Origin of the sequence: Defluviimonas salinarum, from assembly GCF_026013545.1 — a bacterium.
Taxonomy (GTDB): domain Bacteria; phylum Pseudomonadota; class Alphaproteobacteria; order Rhodobacterales; family Rhodobacteraceae; genus Albidovulum; species Albidovulum salinarum.
Genome location: NZ_JAPDOG010000016.1, coordinates 60,627 through 76,426, shown reverse-complemented (window position 1 = coordinate 76,426; position 15,800 = coordinate 60,627). Strand labels below are relative to the sequence as shown.

Here is a 15,800-nt window from a genome sequence, read left to right as displayed (position 1 = left end):
CCCGATGCGGTCTGAGAAGGCGGCGATATCGTCTGCGCTGCGCGAGTCGCCATCGGCGGCGCGGGCCGGAGCGACTGCGGGTTAGGCATTGCCGGTATGTGCAAAGGACCCGGATCCGTTCGCGCAGCAACTCCGATGGGCGGGGCGGACGGCAGCGAGACCGCCGGCATGTCGTTCCCGGGGCCTTCCCGGTCGAAATCGCCACGGCCCGGCGTGAGCACGCCTTCGGGTGCCTCGTCCCTCTCGCCGTGGTCCCCGGTAGATGGCGGCGTGTCCGGCCTCACATTGTCCGAAGCGGCCGGCGACGCGGCAGATGGCGCCCGCGCATCGGCGGCCGGCTCCGGGCTTACGGATGCCTGTCTTGGAAGCGGTGTGGCAGCGTCCTCATTCGCCTCCAGCGCCAGTATCGGCGCGTCGGACCTCACGGCGAATGAGGGCGGAACGAACTTGTCCTCTGCGAACGATTGTTTCTCTTCGGCCGCGAGGCAGTTGCAGGAGGATTGCCCGTCCGTGCCGTCACACCGCACGGCAGCGCCTTCCTCGGTCAGGTCCGAAGCGATCCGGGCACACCCTGGAAAGCCGTTGTCGGGCGTGGCGCCTCCCGAACCGGAACCGGCCGGTTCGTCGAGTGCGGCCAGGAAGTGAGCCAGGCGGCCGGTGGGGCCGGGTTCTGTCGGGATGTCGTCCTGGGGCGGACGGGTTGCCCGCAACGGGGCCGCGAACGTGATCGGGTCCATGCTTCACGACTTCTGCCTGTGTCACGCCAACAATGGCAGGACGAGATTACCGCTTCTTTACTCCGCTCCGGTCATAGTCCGCGAAACGCGCATGTTCGGAGATAATGCCGATGACCGGGATATCCGCGACACCTTTGCCACAGGCTTCGACCGAGCCGCGGATCCAGGCGCTGCGCTCTGCCGCCGATGCGATGGAGGCACAATTCCTCAGCGAGATGCTGAAGTCCGCCGGGCTGGACCAGGCGCGTGACAGCTTCGGCGGCGGTGTCGGAGAGGAGCAGTTCGCCTCGTTCCTGCGCCAGGAACAGGCGAGTGGGCTGGCGCGAAACGGCGGAATCGGTCTGGCAGAAAGCATCTTCGAGGCGCTGAAGAGGAGGGCCGGCGATGCTCCATGATCCGGTTCGGGTGATCGACGATCTCGAGGATCTCCTTGTGGCGGAACACCGTGCGATCCAGGCCGGTGATCTGGCGGCGCTTGCGGCCTTTGTCCGGCGCAAGACGGCGTTGGTCGAGGCGCTCGCGGGGATCGAGGACCGGCTTGCCACTTCCCGCCTCGCCGGCGTGCGCGAGCGGGCGGAAACCAATCGGCGCCTGCTGGCGTCGGTCCTGTCGGGAGTGAAGGCGGCGCGCGCGCGATATGATCTTGTCCGACAGGCGGGCACGCGGCTTGAAACCTACGACCAGAGCGGTCGCCGGCAGAGTGTGGCATTCGGCGCCGGCACCGTCGAACGCCGCGCGTAGGTCTCGGGTTTCGTTAAAAAGCTTCGAAATCAATGTCTTGCATTAGCGATGTCTTAGATTTTGAGCGTCAGGTTCAGTCTTGCATCCGGGATCGGATGGCGCGGCGGGTGGTCCCTGCCGCAGCGGTCAGAACGCCTCCGGCGCCGCCAGCAGCGGCTTGTGTAACCCGGCGCAAAGCGCCGAACTTGTGAAGGATCGAAGCATGTCGAGCATTCTGACGAATACCAGCTCCATGGTGGCGCTGCAGACGCTCAAGGGCATCAACTCCAGCCTGTCGAAGACCCAGGCCGAGATTTCCACCGGCAAATCCGTGGGCTCGGCCAAGGACAACGCCGCTGTCTGGGCGATTTCGAAGGTGATGGAGGCGGATGTGAAGGGATTCAAGGGGATTTCCGACAGCCTCAACCTCGGCGAATCCTCGGTTGCGGTGGCGCGTCAGGCCACCGAAACCGTCACGGACCTTCTGACTGAAATCAAGGGCAAGGTCGTCGCGGCGCAGGAACAGAACGTCGACCGAGGCAAGATCCAGACCGACATTGATGCGCTGACCGAACAGATCAAGTCGGTCGTCAACGCGGCTCAGTTCAACGGGCTGAACCTGCTCAAGGGCACCGAGGACATGAACATCCTGTCCTCGCTCGACCGTGCGGGTGACGGCTCGGTGACCGCCGCCAACATCACGGTCGGGCGCAAGGATCTGACGACGAGCGCCGGGGTATATGGGGGCGGGACGTCGCTTGCCCCGAACGCAACTGTTGCGGGCGGCGCCAGCGCGGTCGCTTCGACGGGCAACAGCGCCGTCGTGACCTTTGCCGGCACCGCCGCCGACTACTCGGCTGCAAACGCGACCCTGACAGTGGCGGGGGTCGATCTCAACTATACAGGCCAGGCCGGACACACCGAATCCAATGCGGCGTCGTTCTTCTCTGCCGCGATCAATGCGCTCGGTCTCGAGGGAATCACGGCTTCCGCGTCGAGCGGGGCGCTGACGGTCACGTCGACGCGGGCATTCGACAGCGCCAAGGTGACCGTCGGGGCGCTGGCCGGCAACGCTGCGGGTTCCCAGATCACGTCCCTCAACGGTTCGGCTGTCACGCAGGCGAGTGGCGACATTGCCAACCGGGCCGAACAGATCGACTTTTCCACATCTGCCGCCGTCAAGGAGGGCGATGGTTACAAGGTCACGATCGGATCCGGCTCCTACAACTACGTCGCCGGCAAGGGCGAAACGATGGAGGATGTGGCCAGGGGCCTCAAGACCGCGATCGACTCGGCCGGTCTCACCGGTATCACCACCAAGGTCGTTCAGGACGCGTCGACCGGCCAGTGGAGCCTCAAGGTCGACAATTCCGGTGCCAGCAAGAGTTTCTCCTCGACGGGCAACGAAGGCGGGACGGCATCGGGAGGGCTCTTCGGACTTGATGCGATTGACGTGACGACGAATGCGGGAGCGGATGCCGCGCTCGACAACATCGAGACGATGATCAACAGCTCGATCGCCGCAGCCGCCTCCTTCGGTTCCGCCCAGGGCCGAATCGAAATCCAGTCGGAGTTCGTCGGCAAATTGTCCGACGCGCTCAAGACCGGGATCGGAACCCTGGTGGACGCCGATATGGAGGAGGCCTCGGCCCGGCTCCAGGCGCTGCAGGTGCAGCAGCAGCTCGGCGTCCAGTCGCTGTCGATTGCCAACCAGGCGCCGCAGAACATCTTGTCGCTGTTCCGGTAACGGCTTTGGCCGGGGCGCCCGAACGGCGCCCCGGATCGCCGCGGTAAACCCGTATACCGACGAAAATCGTCATCGGAAGGTAACCAAGTGAACGCACATCTTCTGGCCAGATCAGCCTATGCCAGCGCCGCCACCCCCACCAGGACAACGCGTGGCACGGAGTACGAGATCTTCGCCCGTGTCACCCACCGGCTGAATGCGGCCGGTCGCGGCGACGGCGATTTCATCGCCCTGGCGGGCGCGCTGCATGACAACCGCACGCTCTGGACCGCGCTTGCGGCCGATGTCGCGCTTGAGACCAACGCCTTGCCGAAAAGCCTCAGGGCGCAAATTTTCTACTTGTCGGAGTTCACCACCCAGCATACCCGCCGCATCCTCGCGGGCGAGGCCGGCGCCGATGTGCTGATCGATATCAATACCGCGATGATGCGCGGCCTGCGCAACGAGGGGGATCCGGCATGAGCGGCCTCGTCCTCAAGCTGGCGCCGCGCGAGCGCGTGCTGATCAACGGCGCGGTGATCGAGAACGGCGACAAGCGCTCGCGGCTCGCGGTCATGACGCCGAACGCCAATATCTTGCGTCTGCGCGATGCGATCCACCCCGAGGAGGTCAACACGCCTGTGCGCCGGGTCTGCTACATCGCCCAGCTCGTGCTCTCGGGGGACGCCGATCCAAAGGATGCCCGCCACCAGATGCTGCGGGGCATCGAGCAGCTGAGCCAGGCGCTGACCGATCATGACAGTCGGACCCAGCTTGGCGCCGCGACGGCCGCTCTGCTTGCTGACCAATTCTATCCGGCTCTCAAGGCGCTCCGCGCTCTCCTGCCAAGGGAAGCCCGCCTTCTGGCGGCCGCCCGCGTATGAGCTTCACGCCGGTTATCCCGTTCGGCGGCTACACCGGCTGGAAGTTCCTTGCCAAAACGCGGGCCGCACAACAGGAAGCGTTCTTCACCAGTGCCCCGCAGCAACGGGAGGAAGCATATTTTCGCGAGCGTATCGGATCGATCGGGAGCGCCGAGGCGTTGGTCGCGGATCGTCGCCTGCTCTCGGTCGCTCTGGGCGCCTTCGGGCTCGGTGACGACATAAATAACCGGTACTTCGTCCGCAAAGTGCTTGAGGATGGCACGCTCGACCCCGACGCGCTGGCGAACAAGCTCGCCGACAAGCGCTACCTTGAACTCTCCAAAGCGTTCGGATTCGGAGACTACGCAGTACCACGCACGCGGCTGTCGGACTTCGCTGACCGGATCCTGGAAGGTTACCGGATGCGCCGATTCGAGGCCGTCATCGGTGAGCAGAACCCGCAAATGCGATTTGCGCTGAACGCCGAGCGTGAACTCGGTGCGATCGCGACAAGGTCGATCTCCGACGATGCGAAATGGTTCAACGTGCTCGGCTCACCTCCCCTTCGCGAGGTGTTTCAGGTCGCGTTTGGCCTGCCGAGCGCCTTCGTCTCTATTGATCTCGACCGGCAGGTGTCGGTGCTCAAGGATCGGGCCAGGAGATTTCTAGGCTCATCCGGCGTTGTACAGTTCGCCGACCCAGCAAAGGTGGAAAACCTTGTGCGACTGTATCTGTTGAGATCAGAGACGCGAGGTTTCGGAGCCGGCTATTCGGCGTCGACAGCGGCGCTCACGCTTCTGCAGAATGGCGACGCGAGCGGTGGCTTGCTGTCGCGCCGAATTTGATGCGATGACGCCGCCTTACGTGATCCCTAATCGCCGCAGATGAGGGTCGATTTTTCCGCATCTCATCCTGCGTGCCGGATGCTTGGATTCCTCCGTAATCGCCGCGCAAGACACCGCGCTTGGTTCACGGTTGGTGTATCGACATCGTGTGCGCGGTCCTTGCCGTAGTCCGGGGGCCATATGAATCCCGGAATAGAAATGGGCAGCGGAAACGGTCGGATGTTCTTACCGTCAGCGAGTATAACGCCGCATCTTTCGCCTGTGGCAACGAGCTGAAGGCGGGGAGATGTATGCTGTGGACCTTTACGGGCTGGTGCGCCGGGCGTGCCATGTCGACGCGATGAGCAAGAGCGAAGCGGCACGGATGTTCGGCATCGACCGCAAGCCGGTGGCGAAGGGCCTGAAGCACTCGGTGCCGCCGGGGTATCGTCGGTCGAAGTCACCTGTCCGGCCGAAGCTCGATCCCTTCATTCCGATCATCGACCAGATCCTGGAGGACGATAAACGCCAGTTGGCAAAGCAGCGGCACTAGGCGCACCATTATCTTCTTTCGGCGGCTGTGCGGACGCTGTCTCTGACGCAAGTCTTCTCGGAGAGTGAGGCGGCGGCGCACCGGCTTTTTTTTGGCCCCGATTGCCAGAGACGGACAGCGCGCCGGCATCTGCAATCTGGCGATCAGGCACCGGTTCGATAGCGCCTCTTGTGATCGGCGGTTCCCCGAACCCGACGACCGCGGTGCGCCGCGTGATCTCGCCGCTCAGGCGTTCGACTGGACTCGTCGATGGCAACTTGCCCCGGCGCGCCTCGAAAAGGACACCATCAGCCGTTAGGCCGCGAAGCCGATCAGTTCCGGCGGCATTCCACATTGGAGGCCTTCTCCACAACACGCGAAAGTCTTGCATCAGGGAAGCGTGTCTGATGTTCCGATCTCGGTTGATGTCAGAAATCAGATCCATCCGGTACATCGCCGGCGACTACCTCCGACGTGCTTACTCCCAGAGGCTCGACAGCGGCCAGCTTAGCGCCATGGTGCCCTGGGCGGCGCTCGTGACCAGGTGGCGCCGCGATCCCGGCTGGAGGGCGACGCGGAAAACTCCGACTACACACGGTGCCGTTTCAGGGGATCGCGTCACAGGCGATTCCCGCACCGCTTCTGCGATCAGCGAGCCGTTGGAAAGAGCAGCGTCAGGTAGTTCCGGAACTGCTCGGACTGCCACCTCGTGGTGTCGGTGTCGCCATGCGCCCTTTGCAGAACCAGGCCGCCCTCGCTGACCGAGACGATCATCTCGGCAAGTTGCCGCGCGGTGATCGGCAGCGCGGGCTCGTAGCGGTCGAGGACATCCTGGAACATGCGGACGTAGATCGAGGTCCATTGCCGCAGCGTGTCTGAGACGAAGTCGAGCACATCGGCGTTGAACTGCCGGCTTTCGTAGGTGTAGACCGCGTACATGCAGCCGGGGGCGGGGTCCTCGGAATTGCTGATGTAGACTTCGAACAGCTTCAGGAATGCCATGACCTGTTCGAGCGGATCGTCGCTTTGTTCCTGCGCCTGGCGCTGGAACTCCTGGAACATCTTCAGGTCCTTCAATGCGTAACGCCTGACCAGCTCGCGCGCGAGGTCCGCCTTTCCCTTGAAGTGATGAAAGAAGGCGCCCTTCGTCAGCCCGGTGGCCTTCAGGACATCGTCGACCGAGGTCCCTGCGAATCCCTTTGCCATCACGAAGTCCCGCGCAGCGTCAAGCAACCGGTCGCGAGTCGATTCTGCTTTCTGAGTCATACGCTTTTCCATACCAACTAGTTCGTATTGATGCGGTGCGGAGCTAATTCTCAAGTCACAAGTCAAACTATTAAGCATTTAAATACAGTATATTACGAGATTTCTGTATTTGCGGGGGGGAAGTGCATTGACGACATACCGTTCGGTCTGCCTATTATACCGACCAGTTGGTATTTTTGGGAGACCGATCCGATGGACCCGATCAACCTCATCACGCAACACCCCGCAGCCGCGATGTTTGGCGCCGCCGGGCTCGCCTGCCAACTGGTCTGGCCGCTCTTCTCTTCCCGCCGCGCCATGCTCGGCGTTCAATTCGGGATCGGCACGAACTACGGGGCACAATACGCGCTTATAGATGCCTGGAGCGGTGCTGCGGTCTGTGCCCTTGGCGCGACGCAGACGATGATCGCCCTGATTGCCGGAAACCGGCCCTGGCTCCGCTGGATGGGCCTCGCGTTTCTGCCCGGTGTCGTCGCGGTCTGCGTGCTGACCTGGTCGGGCCTGCCGTCCTTCTGCTCGATGACGGCCTGCAGCCTCGTCATGCTCGGCCGGCTCCAGAGCGATCTCCTCCGGTTCCGCTCGCTGATGCTCGCCGCCGCGCCCTTCGGCATGGGCCACGACCTCGCCGTCGGCTCGATGCTCGGCCTCGCCGGCGCCTGCCTCTCCGCCACCCTCGCGGCCGTGGCTCTTCGCCGGGAGATCCACGGGCGGTCATCCGGCCGCGCCACCTGACCAACCCATCAACTCAGGAAAGGACCCTGTCATGACCCATCAAATGCAAACGACCCTCGCCGCGACGCCTGCCATAGAAGCTCGCGGCCGGGTCTACGGCTCGATCACCGAAACTGTCGGCAACACGCCGCTCGTCCGGATCAACCGCATGGCGCAGGAACGTGGCGCCGGCGCGCGCGTCCTCGCCAAGCTTGAATTCCTCAATCCGCTTGGAAGCGTGAAGGACCGGATCGGCGTTGCCATGCTGGACGCGCTGGAGGCGCGGGGTGAGATCGGACCGGGCAGCACCATCGTCGAGCCGACCTCGGGCAATACCGGCATCGCGCTCGCCTTTGCCTGCGCCGCTCGGGGCTACCGCTGCATCCTCACGATGCCGGACAGTTTCTCGGTCGAGCGCCGCAAGCTGATGCGGTTCCTCGGCGCCGAGCTGGTCCTGACGCCGAAGGAGAAGGGCATCAACGCCGCGATCGAGAAGGCGCGGGAGATCGTTTCGGCGACGCCGGGTGCGGTGATGCCCTGGCAGTTCGGCAACCCGGCCAATCCCGAGATCCATGCGCGCACCACCGCCGAGGAAATCTGGCGCGATACGAACGGAGAGGTCGATGCGATCGTGCTCGGGACCGGGACGGGCGGTACGCTGACCGGCGTTGCGCGTGTGCTGAAGGCGAAGAAACCCGGGCTGCGCGTCATCGCCGTCGAGCCGGAGAACAGCCCGGTCATCTCAGGCGGCGCGCACGCGCCGCACATGATCCAGGGGATCGGGCCGGGGTTCATCCCCGAAAACCTCGATGTCACGCTGGTCGATGCGGTTGAGACCGTCTCCAACGACGACGCCTTTGCCGCGACCCGGGACATGGCCGTGAAGGAGGGGATCGCAGCGGGCATTTCGTCAGGCGCCGCACTGCAAGTCGCGCTGCGCGTCGCCGCCCGCGAGGGCATGGCGGGCAAGACCGTCGTCACGATCTTCGCGAGCGCCGCCGAACGCTACCAGTCGACTGTGCTTTTCGAGGGGTTCGGGGCGGACTGATCCCCAAATCCAGCCGCCGCCCCGGACAAGAACTTTCACGCCAGCCAGTGAAGAACAGGAGACTAAAATGACCAAGTGTTTCGATACCCTCGTGGCTGAAGCCAAGACCGCCGTTCCCGCGATTTCGGTTCGTGAAGCCCATGATCTCCATTCGAAGGGAACGGCCGTCTTCGTCGATCCGCGCCCGACCGAGGCCATCGCCTCCACGACCGGCCTGATCCCCGGCGCGTACAATGTCGGGCTGGACGATCTGCGGGAGGGGATGCTGCCGCCTGCGCTCAAGGACCGGACCACCCCCATTGTCACCGCCTGCCAGGCCGGCCCGATGGGCGCGCTGGCGGCGCATGCCCTCCAGATGCGCGGCTTCACCGATGTCCGCTACCTGTCCGGAGGCACCCAGGAATGGCGCGAGGCCGGGCATCCGACCGAGGCCGAGGTGACTTCTCCGTTCGGGTGACGCCGCCCCGTACAATCGTCGAAACTCGCAGCGCCGCCCGCACCGGGCGGCGCTGTTTCATGCCGTGAACGGGCCAGTTTCCCGTGCGCAACGGCGGCCGAATTCATCCTGTTCCGTTCCGGCCAATCTTCGACTATATGATGCAGCCTTGAGCTTTTGGACCGAGACGCATGACCGACACCCGCCCCTCCGCGCCTATCACCCAGGATGTGGTGACGATTGCCCGCAAGCTGCCGGAAGGCGGCCGGGTGAACCTCGTCGGCCTGACCCGTGACCAGTTGCGCGACGCGCTGATCGCCGCCGGGACGCCCGAGAAGCAGGCGAAGATGCGCGTGGGCCAGATCTGGCAGTGGATCTATCACTGGGGCGTGCGTGACTTCGCGTCGATGACCAACCTCGCCAAGGACTACCGGGCGATGCTGGCGGAGAAGTTCGAGATCTCCCTGCCCGAGGTCGTCACCCGCCAGGTCTCGGCCGACGGCACCCGCAAGTACCTCCTCCGTATCGCCGGCGGGCACGAGGTGGAGACGGTCTATATCCCCGAGGAGAACCGCGGCACGCTCTGCATCTCCAGCCAGGTCGGCTGCACGCTGACCTGTTCCTTCTGCCATACCGGCACGCAGAAGCTGGTGCGCAACCTCACGGCGGCAGAGATCGTCGGCCAGGTCATGCTGGCCCGCGACGATCTCGACGAATGGCCGGAACAGGGCGCGCCGAAGAACGAGACGCGGCTTGTCTCCAACGTCGTGCTGATGGGCATGGGCGAGCCCTTGTACAATTTCGAGAATGTCCGCGACGCGATGAAGGTGGTGATGGATGGCGAGGGGCTGACGCTCTCGCGCCGCCGGATCACGCTCTCGACCTCCGGCGTGGTGCCGGAGATCGCGCGGGCGGCCGAGGAGATCGGCTGCCTCCTCGCGGTCAGCTTCCACGCCACCACGAACGAGACCCGCGACAAGCTGGTGCCGATCAACAAGCGCTGGAACATCGAGACGCTGCTTGCAGCCCTTCGCGACTATCCGCGCCTGTCGAACTCGGAGCGGATCACCTTCGAATACGTGATGCTGAAGGGCGTGAACGACAGTGACGAGGACGCGAAGCGGCTGGTGAAGCTCATCCGCGGCATCCCGGCCAAGATCAACCTCATCCCGTTCAACGAATGGCCTGGCAGCCCCTATGAACGCTCGGACTGGGAGCGGATCGAGGCCTTCGCCGACATCGTCTACAAGGCCGGTTACGCCTCGCCGATCCGCACCCCGCGCGGCGAGGACATCATGGCGGCCTGCGGCCAGCTCAAGTCGGCGACAGAACGGGCGCGCAAGAGCCGCGCCGAGATCCAGGCCGAGGCCGGGCTCTAAATCTCTTTCCTGAGGATCAGGTAGACCGGCGCGTAGGTCAGCCGGAGCTTGCCACCGTCGGAATGGCGCTGGCGATAGGCATCTTCGATCGCTGCGAGCTGTCCGCGCGTCCAGGCGCCGCCAGTGCGGCCGTTGACGCCGGTCTGCCGCAGGTGCCGGAGAAGCGCGCGGAGATCGGCGAAATGCTGGCGATCCGAACGTTCCTCCGCCGCGACGAGGCTGACGCCCGCGGGCAGGAGCCCGCGCCATTCTGCCACCGTTGCGTAATGCGGCGCGGCGCCGGTCGCGCCGAGTTCGGCGAGTTCGGCGAACTGGCCGGGGCCGAAGCCGCTCAACGCCATCCAGCCACCGGGTCGGAGATGGTTGGCCAGACGGGCGAGAAGCGCCGCCGGATCGTCGAGCCACTGCACCGTCGAGGCCGAGGAGATGAGGTCGTAGGGACCGGAAAGCGGCGCGAATTCCACGGGGCCGGAGAGGAAGGACCAGCCGGATACGCGGTCCCCGACCAGCGGGGCGAGATACGGCCGGCATTCGGAGACGAGGTCGTTGAGTGTAAGCTCCGACACGGTGAACCGGTCGAGGAGCGCGCCGGTCAGATGACCGGTGCCGGCACCGAATTCAAACACCCGATCGAAGGCGTTGGGCGCGCCGGCGTCAGCGAGAAGCGATGCGAGGTGCCGCGCGATCCGGGCCTGTACCGAGGCCTCGGCGTGGTAGGAGCCGAGGCTGCGGCGGAAGCTGTCATGGACACGGGCGCTGTCGGTGCGGGCGGTCACGAGAGCGCCTCCCAATCCGACCAATGGGCGAAGGGCGCGTGGGCCGCGTCGATCTCGGTGATCCGGCCGGCCTGCCCCTCCCAGGCCCGGCGCTGGTTCGCGGTCGGGATGATGCGGTCGGCCGTACCGATCCAGATCTTGTCGAAGCGCACCTCCGGCGCCGGCCCCCGGTCGCGCACCGATTCCAGCTCGGCCGTCATCGCCGCGACATCGACCGCGCGGCGCGGCTGGTCGGCACCGTGCGAGCGGGCGAGAAAGGCGTGGAAGCTCTCCTCGCTGAGGCCCGCGAGCGTCATCGCAAAGACCTTGGGCGGGATGCCACGCTCCCGGTCTACCGGCGCGAGCGTCCCGTTCACGACGACCTTGCGGGTGAAGGGATCGGACCGGCCCACCTGCCAGTGGCCATAGGCGGCGACGCCGAAGGACCAGGCCACGAGCAGCCTTTCGGCATAGGCCGAAAGGTCCGGGAGTTCGTCGAGCACGCGCCAGTCGCGGACGAAGAGCACATCATATGCCCCGCCGAGACGAGCGACGTCCGAGGGTTCCGCCCCCCAGCCGGCGAAGAAGACCACCACCCGCGCCGCGCCGTCCCGTCTGAGCCAGATCGCCTCCATCGCCGCCTCAGAGCACCTTCGCGAGCGCCAGCATCCCGTCGGTGATGCGGGTGAGTTCGTCTTGCGTGGTGACGAAGGGCGGCATCGCGTAGATGTTGCGGCCGAAGGGGCGCAGGAAAACGCCCAGTTCCCGGCAATACCCGTGTGCGCGGTCGGCGCTGACCGCATGGTCCATCTCGATCACGCCGATGGCGCCGAGGACGCGCACATCCGCCACGCCCGGCAGCGCGCGGGCGGGCGAAAGCTCGGCTTGCATCTGCGCCTCAATCAAGGCCACCTGCCTCTCCCAGTCGCCAGTCGCCAGCAGGTCGAGGCTCGCACAGGCGGCGGCACAGGCCAAAGGGTTGGCCATGAAGGTCGGCCCGTGCATGAAAAGCCCCGGCTCGCCGCCGCCGATCACCTCGGCGACCCGGGTTGAGGCGAGCGTCGCCGCGAAGGACATGGTGCCGCCGGTCAGCGCCTTGCCGAGGCACAGGATATCCGGTTCGATCCCGGTGAAGCGGGTGGCGAAGAGCCGCCCGGCCCGGCCGAAGCCGGTGGCGATCTCGTCGAAGATGAGGAGAAGCCCGTGCTCGTCGCAGATCGCGCGGGCGCGGTTCAGGTATTCGGGGTGGTAGAAATACATCCCTCCCGCACCCTGCACCACCGGTTCGAGGATCAGCGCCGCGAGCCGGTCTTTGTTGGCCGCGACCAGCCGCGCGAGATCGGCAAGCCCGTTCCGCTCCGGATCCTCGTCCCAGTCGTCGCCGAGCCGCAACGGCGGCCGCTCGGCGAAATGCTGGACCGAGAGCGCGCCCTTGAAAAGATGGTGCATCCCCGTCACCGGGTCGCAGACGCTCATCGCCTTCCAGGTGTCGCCGTGATAGCCGCCGCGGATCGTGGCGAACTGGCTGCGTGCGGGCCGCCCGGCGGAATGCTGGTACTGCACCGCCATCTTCATCGCCACCTCGACCGAGACCGAGCCGGAATCGCAGTAGAAGATCCGCGTCAGCGAGGGTGGCGCCATTGCCAGCAGCTTGCGGCCGAGATCGACCGCCGGGTCATGGGTGAGCCCGCCGAACATCACGTGCGGCATCCGGTCGAGCTGGTCGTGCACCGCGGTCATGATCGCCGGGTGGCGGTGGCCGTGGATCACGCTCCACCAGGACGACATCGCGTCGATGAGTTCGGTTCCGTCGTCGAGCGTGATCCGCACGCCCTCCGCGGATTTCGCGAGGAAAGTGGCACCCGGTTTCACGACATTGGTGTAGGGATGCCAGAGATGGGCGCGGTCGAACTCAAGCTGGGACATGGCCGAGCCTTTCGCGGATGGGCGCGAGGTCGATGCCCGCGGCGATGCCGGACCGCAGCGTTTCGGCCGTAACAGGGTCTAGTTTTGCCAGCCGCCCGAGGTGGCGAACCCCGCCGAAATCGCGGATCGTCGCCTCGACCAGAGGTTCCGCGTCACCGACGAAGATCACGCCCAGAACCTCGATCCCGCGCGCCTTCGCGGCTTCGAGCGAGAGAAGCGTGTGGTTGATCGTGCCGAGCGCAGTGCGGGCGCAGAGCACCATCGGCAGGCGCCAGTTCGCGAACTGGTCGATCTGGAGAAGCTGCCGGTTCAGGGGCACCATCAGCCCGCCCGCGCCCTCGACGACGAGCGGCCCCTCGACCTCGGGCAAGGAAAGCCGGACCGGGTCGATCACCGCGTCCTCGGCCTCGGCCGAAAGATGCGGCGAGGCGGGGAGCTTGAGGCGGTAGGCCTCTGGCAAGGTCTCGGCGCCGGTAAGGCGGGCCACGACCTCGCTGTCGGTCTCCTCCTCGAGCCCCGATTGCACCGGCTTCCAGTAGCGCGCGGAAAGCGCGCCGGTCAGCCCGGCGGCGACAAGCGTCTTGCCGATGCCGGTATCGGTGCCCGCGACGATGAGAGCGTTCGTCATGCCGGTACCGCCTCCGTGATCTCGGCGAGCGCGGTGAAGAGGTCGGTCACGACCTCGGCGCTGGTGTTGAGGGTGATCGAGATGCGCAGCCGCGAAGTGCCGCGCGGTACCGTGGGCGGGCGGATGCCGCGCACGTCGAAGCCGCGCGACTGCAGCGCCTCGGCCACCGCCATCGTGCGGCGGTCGTCGCCGAGGATCACCGGCAGGATCTGGCTTTCGAAACCGTGAAGCCCGCAAAGCGCGCGCGCCGCCTCATGCGCCTGGGCGCGCAGCGCCAGCGCCGCCTCGCGCCGCGCCGGGTTGGTCGCGAGGTCGCTGAGCGACGCCCGCAGCAGGGCGGCGTTCAGGGGCGAGGGCGCGGTCGCGTAGATGAAGCTCCGCGCCTTGTTGACCAGCATGTCGACGAGCGGCGCCGCTGCGGTCACGAGCCCGCCGTGAACCCCGAGCGCCTTGCCGCCGGTATGAAGCGAAACCACGTTCTCGCGCCCCGCGACGGCATGGGCGAGCCCGCGCCCCTCGGGTCCGAAGAGCCCGGTCGCATGGGCCTCGTCGACGATCAGCATCGCCTCGTGCCGTTCGGCGACCGCGGCGAGATCGGCGACAGGCGCCAGATCGCCGTCCATCGAATAGACCGCCTCGGCGGCGATCCAGACCTGCCCGGTCCCGCCCTCATTGCGCCAGCCGCGGATCGCGTCCTCGGCTGCGGTCACGTCGTTGTGCGGGAAGCTGCGTGCCTCGGCCCGGCCAAGCCGCATCCCGTCATGGGCGCTGGCATGGATGAGCGCATCATGCAGCACGAGGTCGCCATGCTGCGGTAGCGCGGAGAAGATCGCGAGATTGGCGGGAAAGCCGCCGCCGAGATAGAGCGCGCGTTCGGTCCCGAAGAAGGCGGCGGCCTCCGCCTCCAGCGCCTCATGCTCGGCGTCGTTGCCGCGCAGGAGCCGCGAGCCGCCCGCACCCACGGCGACGCTGCGCGCCAGGGCGTCCGAGGCGGCCTGCCGCAGAAGGTCCGACCCCGCGAGCCCGAGATAGTCGTTCGACGCGAAATCGGCCCCCGTACGCGGCATCAGGCGGCGGAGCCGCCCCCGCGCCTCGAGCGCCTCAAGCGCGCGGACCTGCCGCGCAAGGCCGCTCATCTCTGCCCGTCGCACCCCGGCGCCATCGCGGTGATGCCGAGGCGGGCGAAGAGCGCCGCATCCTTGTCCTCGCCGGGATTGTCGGCGGTCAGCAGCGTGTCGCCGACGAAGATCGAGTTCGCCCCGGCGAAGAAGCACATCGCCTGCATCTCGTCCGACATCTCGGTCCGCCCGGCGGAGAGCCGGACATGAGACTTCGGCATCAGGATCCGCGCCAGCGCCACCGTGCGGACGAACTCGATCGGGTCGAGCGGCTTCGTCTCGGCCAGGGGCGTGTCGGCGATCGGGATCAGCATGTTGATCGGCACGCTGTCGGGATGGCTCTCCAGCGTCGCGAGGGCCAGGAGCATGTCGATCCGGTCCATCTGCTCCTCGCCCATGCCGACGATGCCGCCGGCGCAGACCTTGATTCCGGCCTCGCGCACGCGGTTGATCGTCTCGATACGGTCGGCGAAGGTCCGGGTCGTGATGATCTCGGAATAGTAGCGTTCCGAGGTGTCGATATTGTGGTTGTAGTAGTCGAGCCCGGCGCCCTTCAACTTCAGGACCTGGTTGTCGTCGAGCATCCCGAGCGTCATGCAGCTTTCCATGCCGAGCGCCTTCACGCCCTCGACCATCGCCACCAGCGTGTCCATGTCGCGCTCTTTCGGCGACCGCCAGGCGGCCCCCATGCAATAGCGCGTGGCGCCGGCTTCCTTGGCCTTGCGCGCCTCGGCCAGCACCCGCTCCACTTCGATCAGCTTCGAGGCCGAGAGCGTCGCGCCGTTGCGCGCCGACTGGCTGCAATAGGCGCAATCCTCCGCACAGCCGCCGGTCTTGATGCTGAGCAGCTTCGACCGCTGGACCTGGTTCGGGTCGAAATGCTGGCGGTGGATCGTCTGGGCCTGAAACAGGAGGTCGTTGAAAGGCTGGTTGTAGATCCGGTCCGCTTCCTCGCGGGTCCAGTCGGTCCGGATGGTCAGATCGTCGAGCACTGGCGTCTCCCGTTCCTGAGATATCCCGGTGCCGTGTCCGTCGCCGACCCCGTCACCGAGCATCGACTAGTCGTTGCGCAAACGCTTTGCAAGTGCGGCGATTCAGAGCTTTCAGTGCCCATCCGCAACCTCGCGACGG

Annotated in this window: 18 protein-coding genes; 11 read left to right on the top strand and 7 right to left on the bottom strand. The window is 66.0% G+C overall.

The annotated features are described in order from the left end of the window. Positions 1–841 precede the first annotated feature (841 nt). The 7 genes from OM960_RS16805 (at position 842) to OM960_RS16775 (ending at position 5,423) form a co-directional block, all read left to right on the top strand. Entirely contained in the window at positions 842–1,132 is a 291-nt protein-coding gene (locus OM960_RS16805; protein ID WP_263339350.1) for a rod-binding protein, read from the top strand. Then, positions 1,122–1,478: a hypothetical protein gene (locus tag OM960_RS16800; protein WP_264772765.1), complete on the top strand. Its 357-nt coding sequence runs from the start codon at positions 1,122–1,124 to the stop codon at positions 1,476–1,478. The genes OM960_RS16805 and OM960_RS16800 overlap by 11 nt, the downstream gene beginning before the upstream one ends. 202 nt (positions 1,479–1,680) lie before the next feature. Further along, positions 1,681–3,204: a flagellin gene (locus OM960_RS16795; protein ID WP_263339405.1), complete on the top strand. Its 1,524-nt coding sequence runs from the start codon at positions 1,681–1,683 to the stop codon at positions 3,202–3,204. A gap of 87 nt (positions 3,205–3,291) precedes the next feature. Further along, positions 3,292–3,666, top strand: a complete 375-nt coding sequence (flaF, locus tag OM960_RS16790; protein ID WP_264772764.1) for a flagellar biosynthesis regulator FlaF — start codon at positions 3,292–3,294, stop codon at positions 3,664–3,666. After that, positions 3,663–4,067, top strand: coding sequence for a flagellar biosynthesis repressor FlbT (gene flbT, locus OM960_RS16785; RefSeq protein ID WP_263339344.1), 405 nt, complete (start codon positions 3,663–3,665; stop codon positions 4,065–4,067). The genes flaF and flbT overlap by 4 nt, the downstream gene beginning before the upstream one ends. After that, positions 4,064–4,891, top strand: a complete 828-nt coding sequence (locus tag OM960_RS16780) for a DUF1217 domain-containing protein (protein WP_264772763.1) — start codon at positions 4,064–4,066, stop codon at positions 4,889–4,891. The genes flbT and OM960_RS16780 overlap by 4 nt, the downstream gene beginning before the upstream one ends. Before the next feature lie 286 nt (positions 4,892–5,177). Then, positions 5,178–5,423 carry a hypothetical protein gene (locus tag OM960_RS16775; RefSeq protein WP_263339340.1) on the top strand — a complete coding sequence of 82 codons (246 nt, stop codon included), beginning with the start codon at positions 5,178–5,180 and terminating at the stop codon, positions 5,421–5,423. 627 nt (positions 5,424–6,050) lie between these two features. On the opposite strand, the gene OM960_RS16770 is transcribed toward OM960_RS16775, so the two are convergent. After that, on the bottom strand, positions 6,051–6,668 hold the full coding sequence (locus OM960_RS16770) for a TetR/AcrR family transcriptional regulator (RefSeq protein ID WP_264772762.1): 618 nt from the start codon (positions 6,666–6,668) through the stop codon (positions 6,051–6,053). A 192-nt stretch (positions 6,669–6,860) separates the two neighbouring features. On the opposite strand from OM960_RS16770, the gene OM960_RS16765 reads away from it, so the two are divergent. The 4 genes from OM960_RS16765 to rlmN all read left to right on the top strand — a co-directional run bounded on the left by OM960_RS16765 (position 6,861) and on the right by rlmN (position 10,242). Continuing rightward, positions 6,861–7,400, top strand: a complete 540-nt coding sequence (locus OM960_RS16765) for a YgjV family protein (RefSeq protein WP_263339337.1) — start codon at positions 6,861–6,863, stop codon at positions 7,398–7,400. Between the two features lie 31 nt (positions 7,401–7,431). Then, positions 7,432–8,427: a cysteine synthase A gene (gene cysK / locus OM960_RS16760; protein WP_290428681.1), complete on the top strand. Its 996-nt coding sequence runs from the start codon at positions 7,432–7,434 to the stop codon at positions 8,425–8,427. A gap of 67 nt (positions 8,428–8,494) precedes the next feature. After that, a complete protein-coding gene (locus tag OM960_RS16755; RefSeq protein ID WP_263339334.1) occupies positions 8,495–8,884 on the top strand; it encodes a rhodanese-like domain-containing protein in 390 nt (129 codons plus the stop codon). Positions 8,885–9,054: 170 nt separating this feature from the next. Beyond that, entirely contained in the window at positions 9,055–10,242 is a 1,188-nt protein-coding gene (gene rlmN / locus OM960_RS16750; protein ID WP_263339331.1) for a dual-specificity RNA methyltransferase RlmN, read from the top strand. Here the strand turns inward: rlmN and OM960_RS16745 are convergent. From OM960_RS16745 to bioB, 6 genes are read right to left on the bottom strand one after another with little or no spacing between them, the layout of a single operon-like run. Further along, positions 10,239–11,018: a methyltransferase domain-containing protein gene (locus tag OM960_RS16745; RefSeq protein WP_263339328.1), complete on the bottom strand. Its 780-nt coding sequence runs from the start codon at positions 11,016–11,018 to the stop codon at positions 10,239–10,241. The two genes, rlmN and OM960_RS16745, sit on opposite strands and share 4 nt — an antisense overlap. Continuing rightward, a complete protein-coding gene (locus OM960_RS16740) occupies positions 11,015–11,632 on the bottom strand; it encodes a pimeloyl-ACP methyl esterase BioG family protein (RefSeq protein ID WP_264772761.1) in 618 nt (205 codons plus the stop codon). Before OM960_RS16740 ends, OM960_RS16745 begins: the two co-directional genes overlap by 4 nt. A 7-nt stretch (positions 11,633–11,639) precedes the next feature. Beyond that, entirely contained in the window at positions 11,640–12,923 is a 1,284-nt protein-coding gene (gene bioA / locus OM960_RS16735; RefSeq protein WP_264772760.1) for an adenosylmethionine--8-amino-7-oxononanoate transaminase, read from the bottom strand. Continuing rightward, positions 12,910–13,551: a dethiobiotin synthase gene (gene bioD, locus OM960_RS16730; RefSeq protein ID WP_263339322.1), complete on the bottom strand. Its 642-nt coding sequence runs from the start codon at positions 13,549–13,551 to the stop codon at positions 12,910–12,912. Before bioD ends, bioA begins: the two co-directional genes overlap by 14 nt. After that, positions 13,548–14,687 carry an 8-amino-7-oxononanoate synthase gene (locus tag OM960_RS16725; RefSeq protein ID WP_264772759.1) on the bottom strand — a complete coding sequence of 380 codons (1,140 nt, stop codon included), beginning with the start codon at positions 14,685–14,687 and terminating at the stop codon, positions 13,548–13,550. Before OM960_RS16725 ends, bioD begins: the two co-directional genes overlap by 4 nt. After that, a complete protein-coding gene (gene bioB, locus OM960_RS16720) occupies positions 14,684–15,661 on the bottom strand; it encodes a biotin synthase BioB (protein ID WP_263339319.1) in 978 nt (325 codons plus the stop codon). Before bioB ends, OM960_RS16725 begins: the two co-directional genes overlap by 4 nt. Positions 15,662–15,800: the final 139 nt, after the last annotated feature.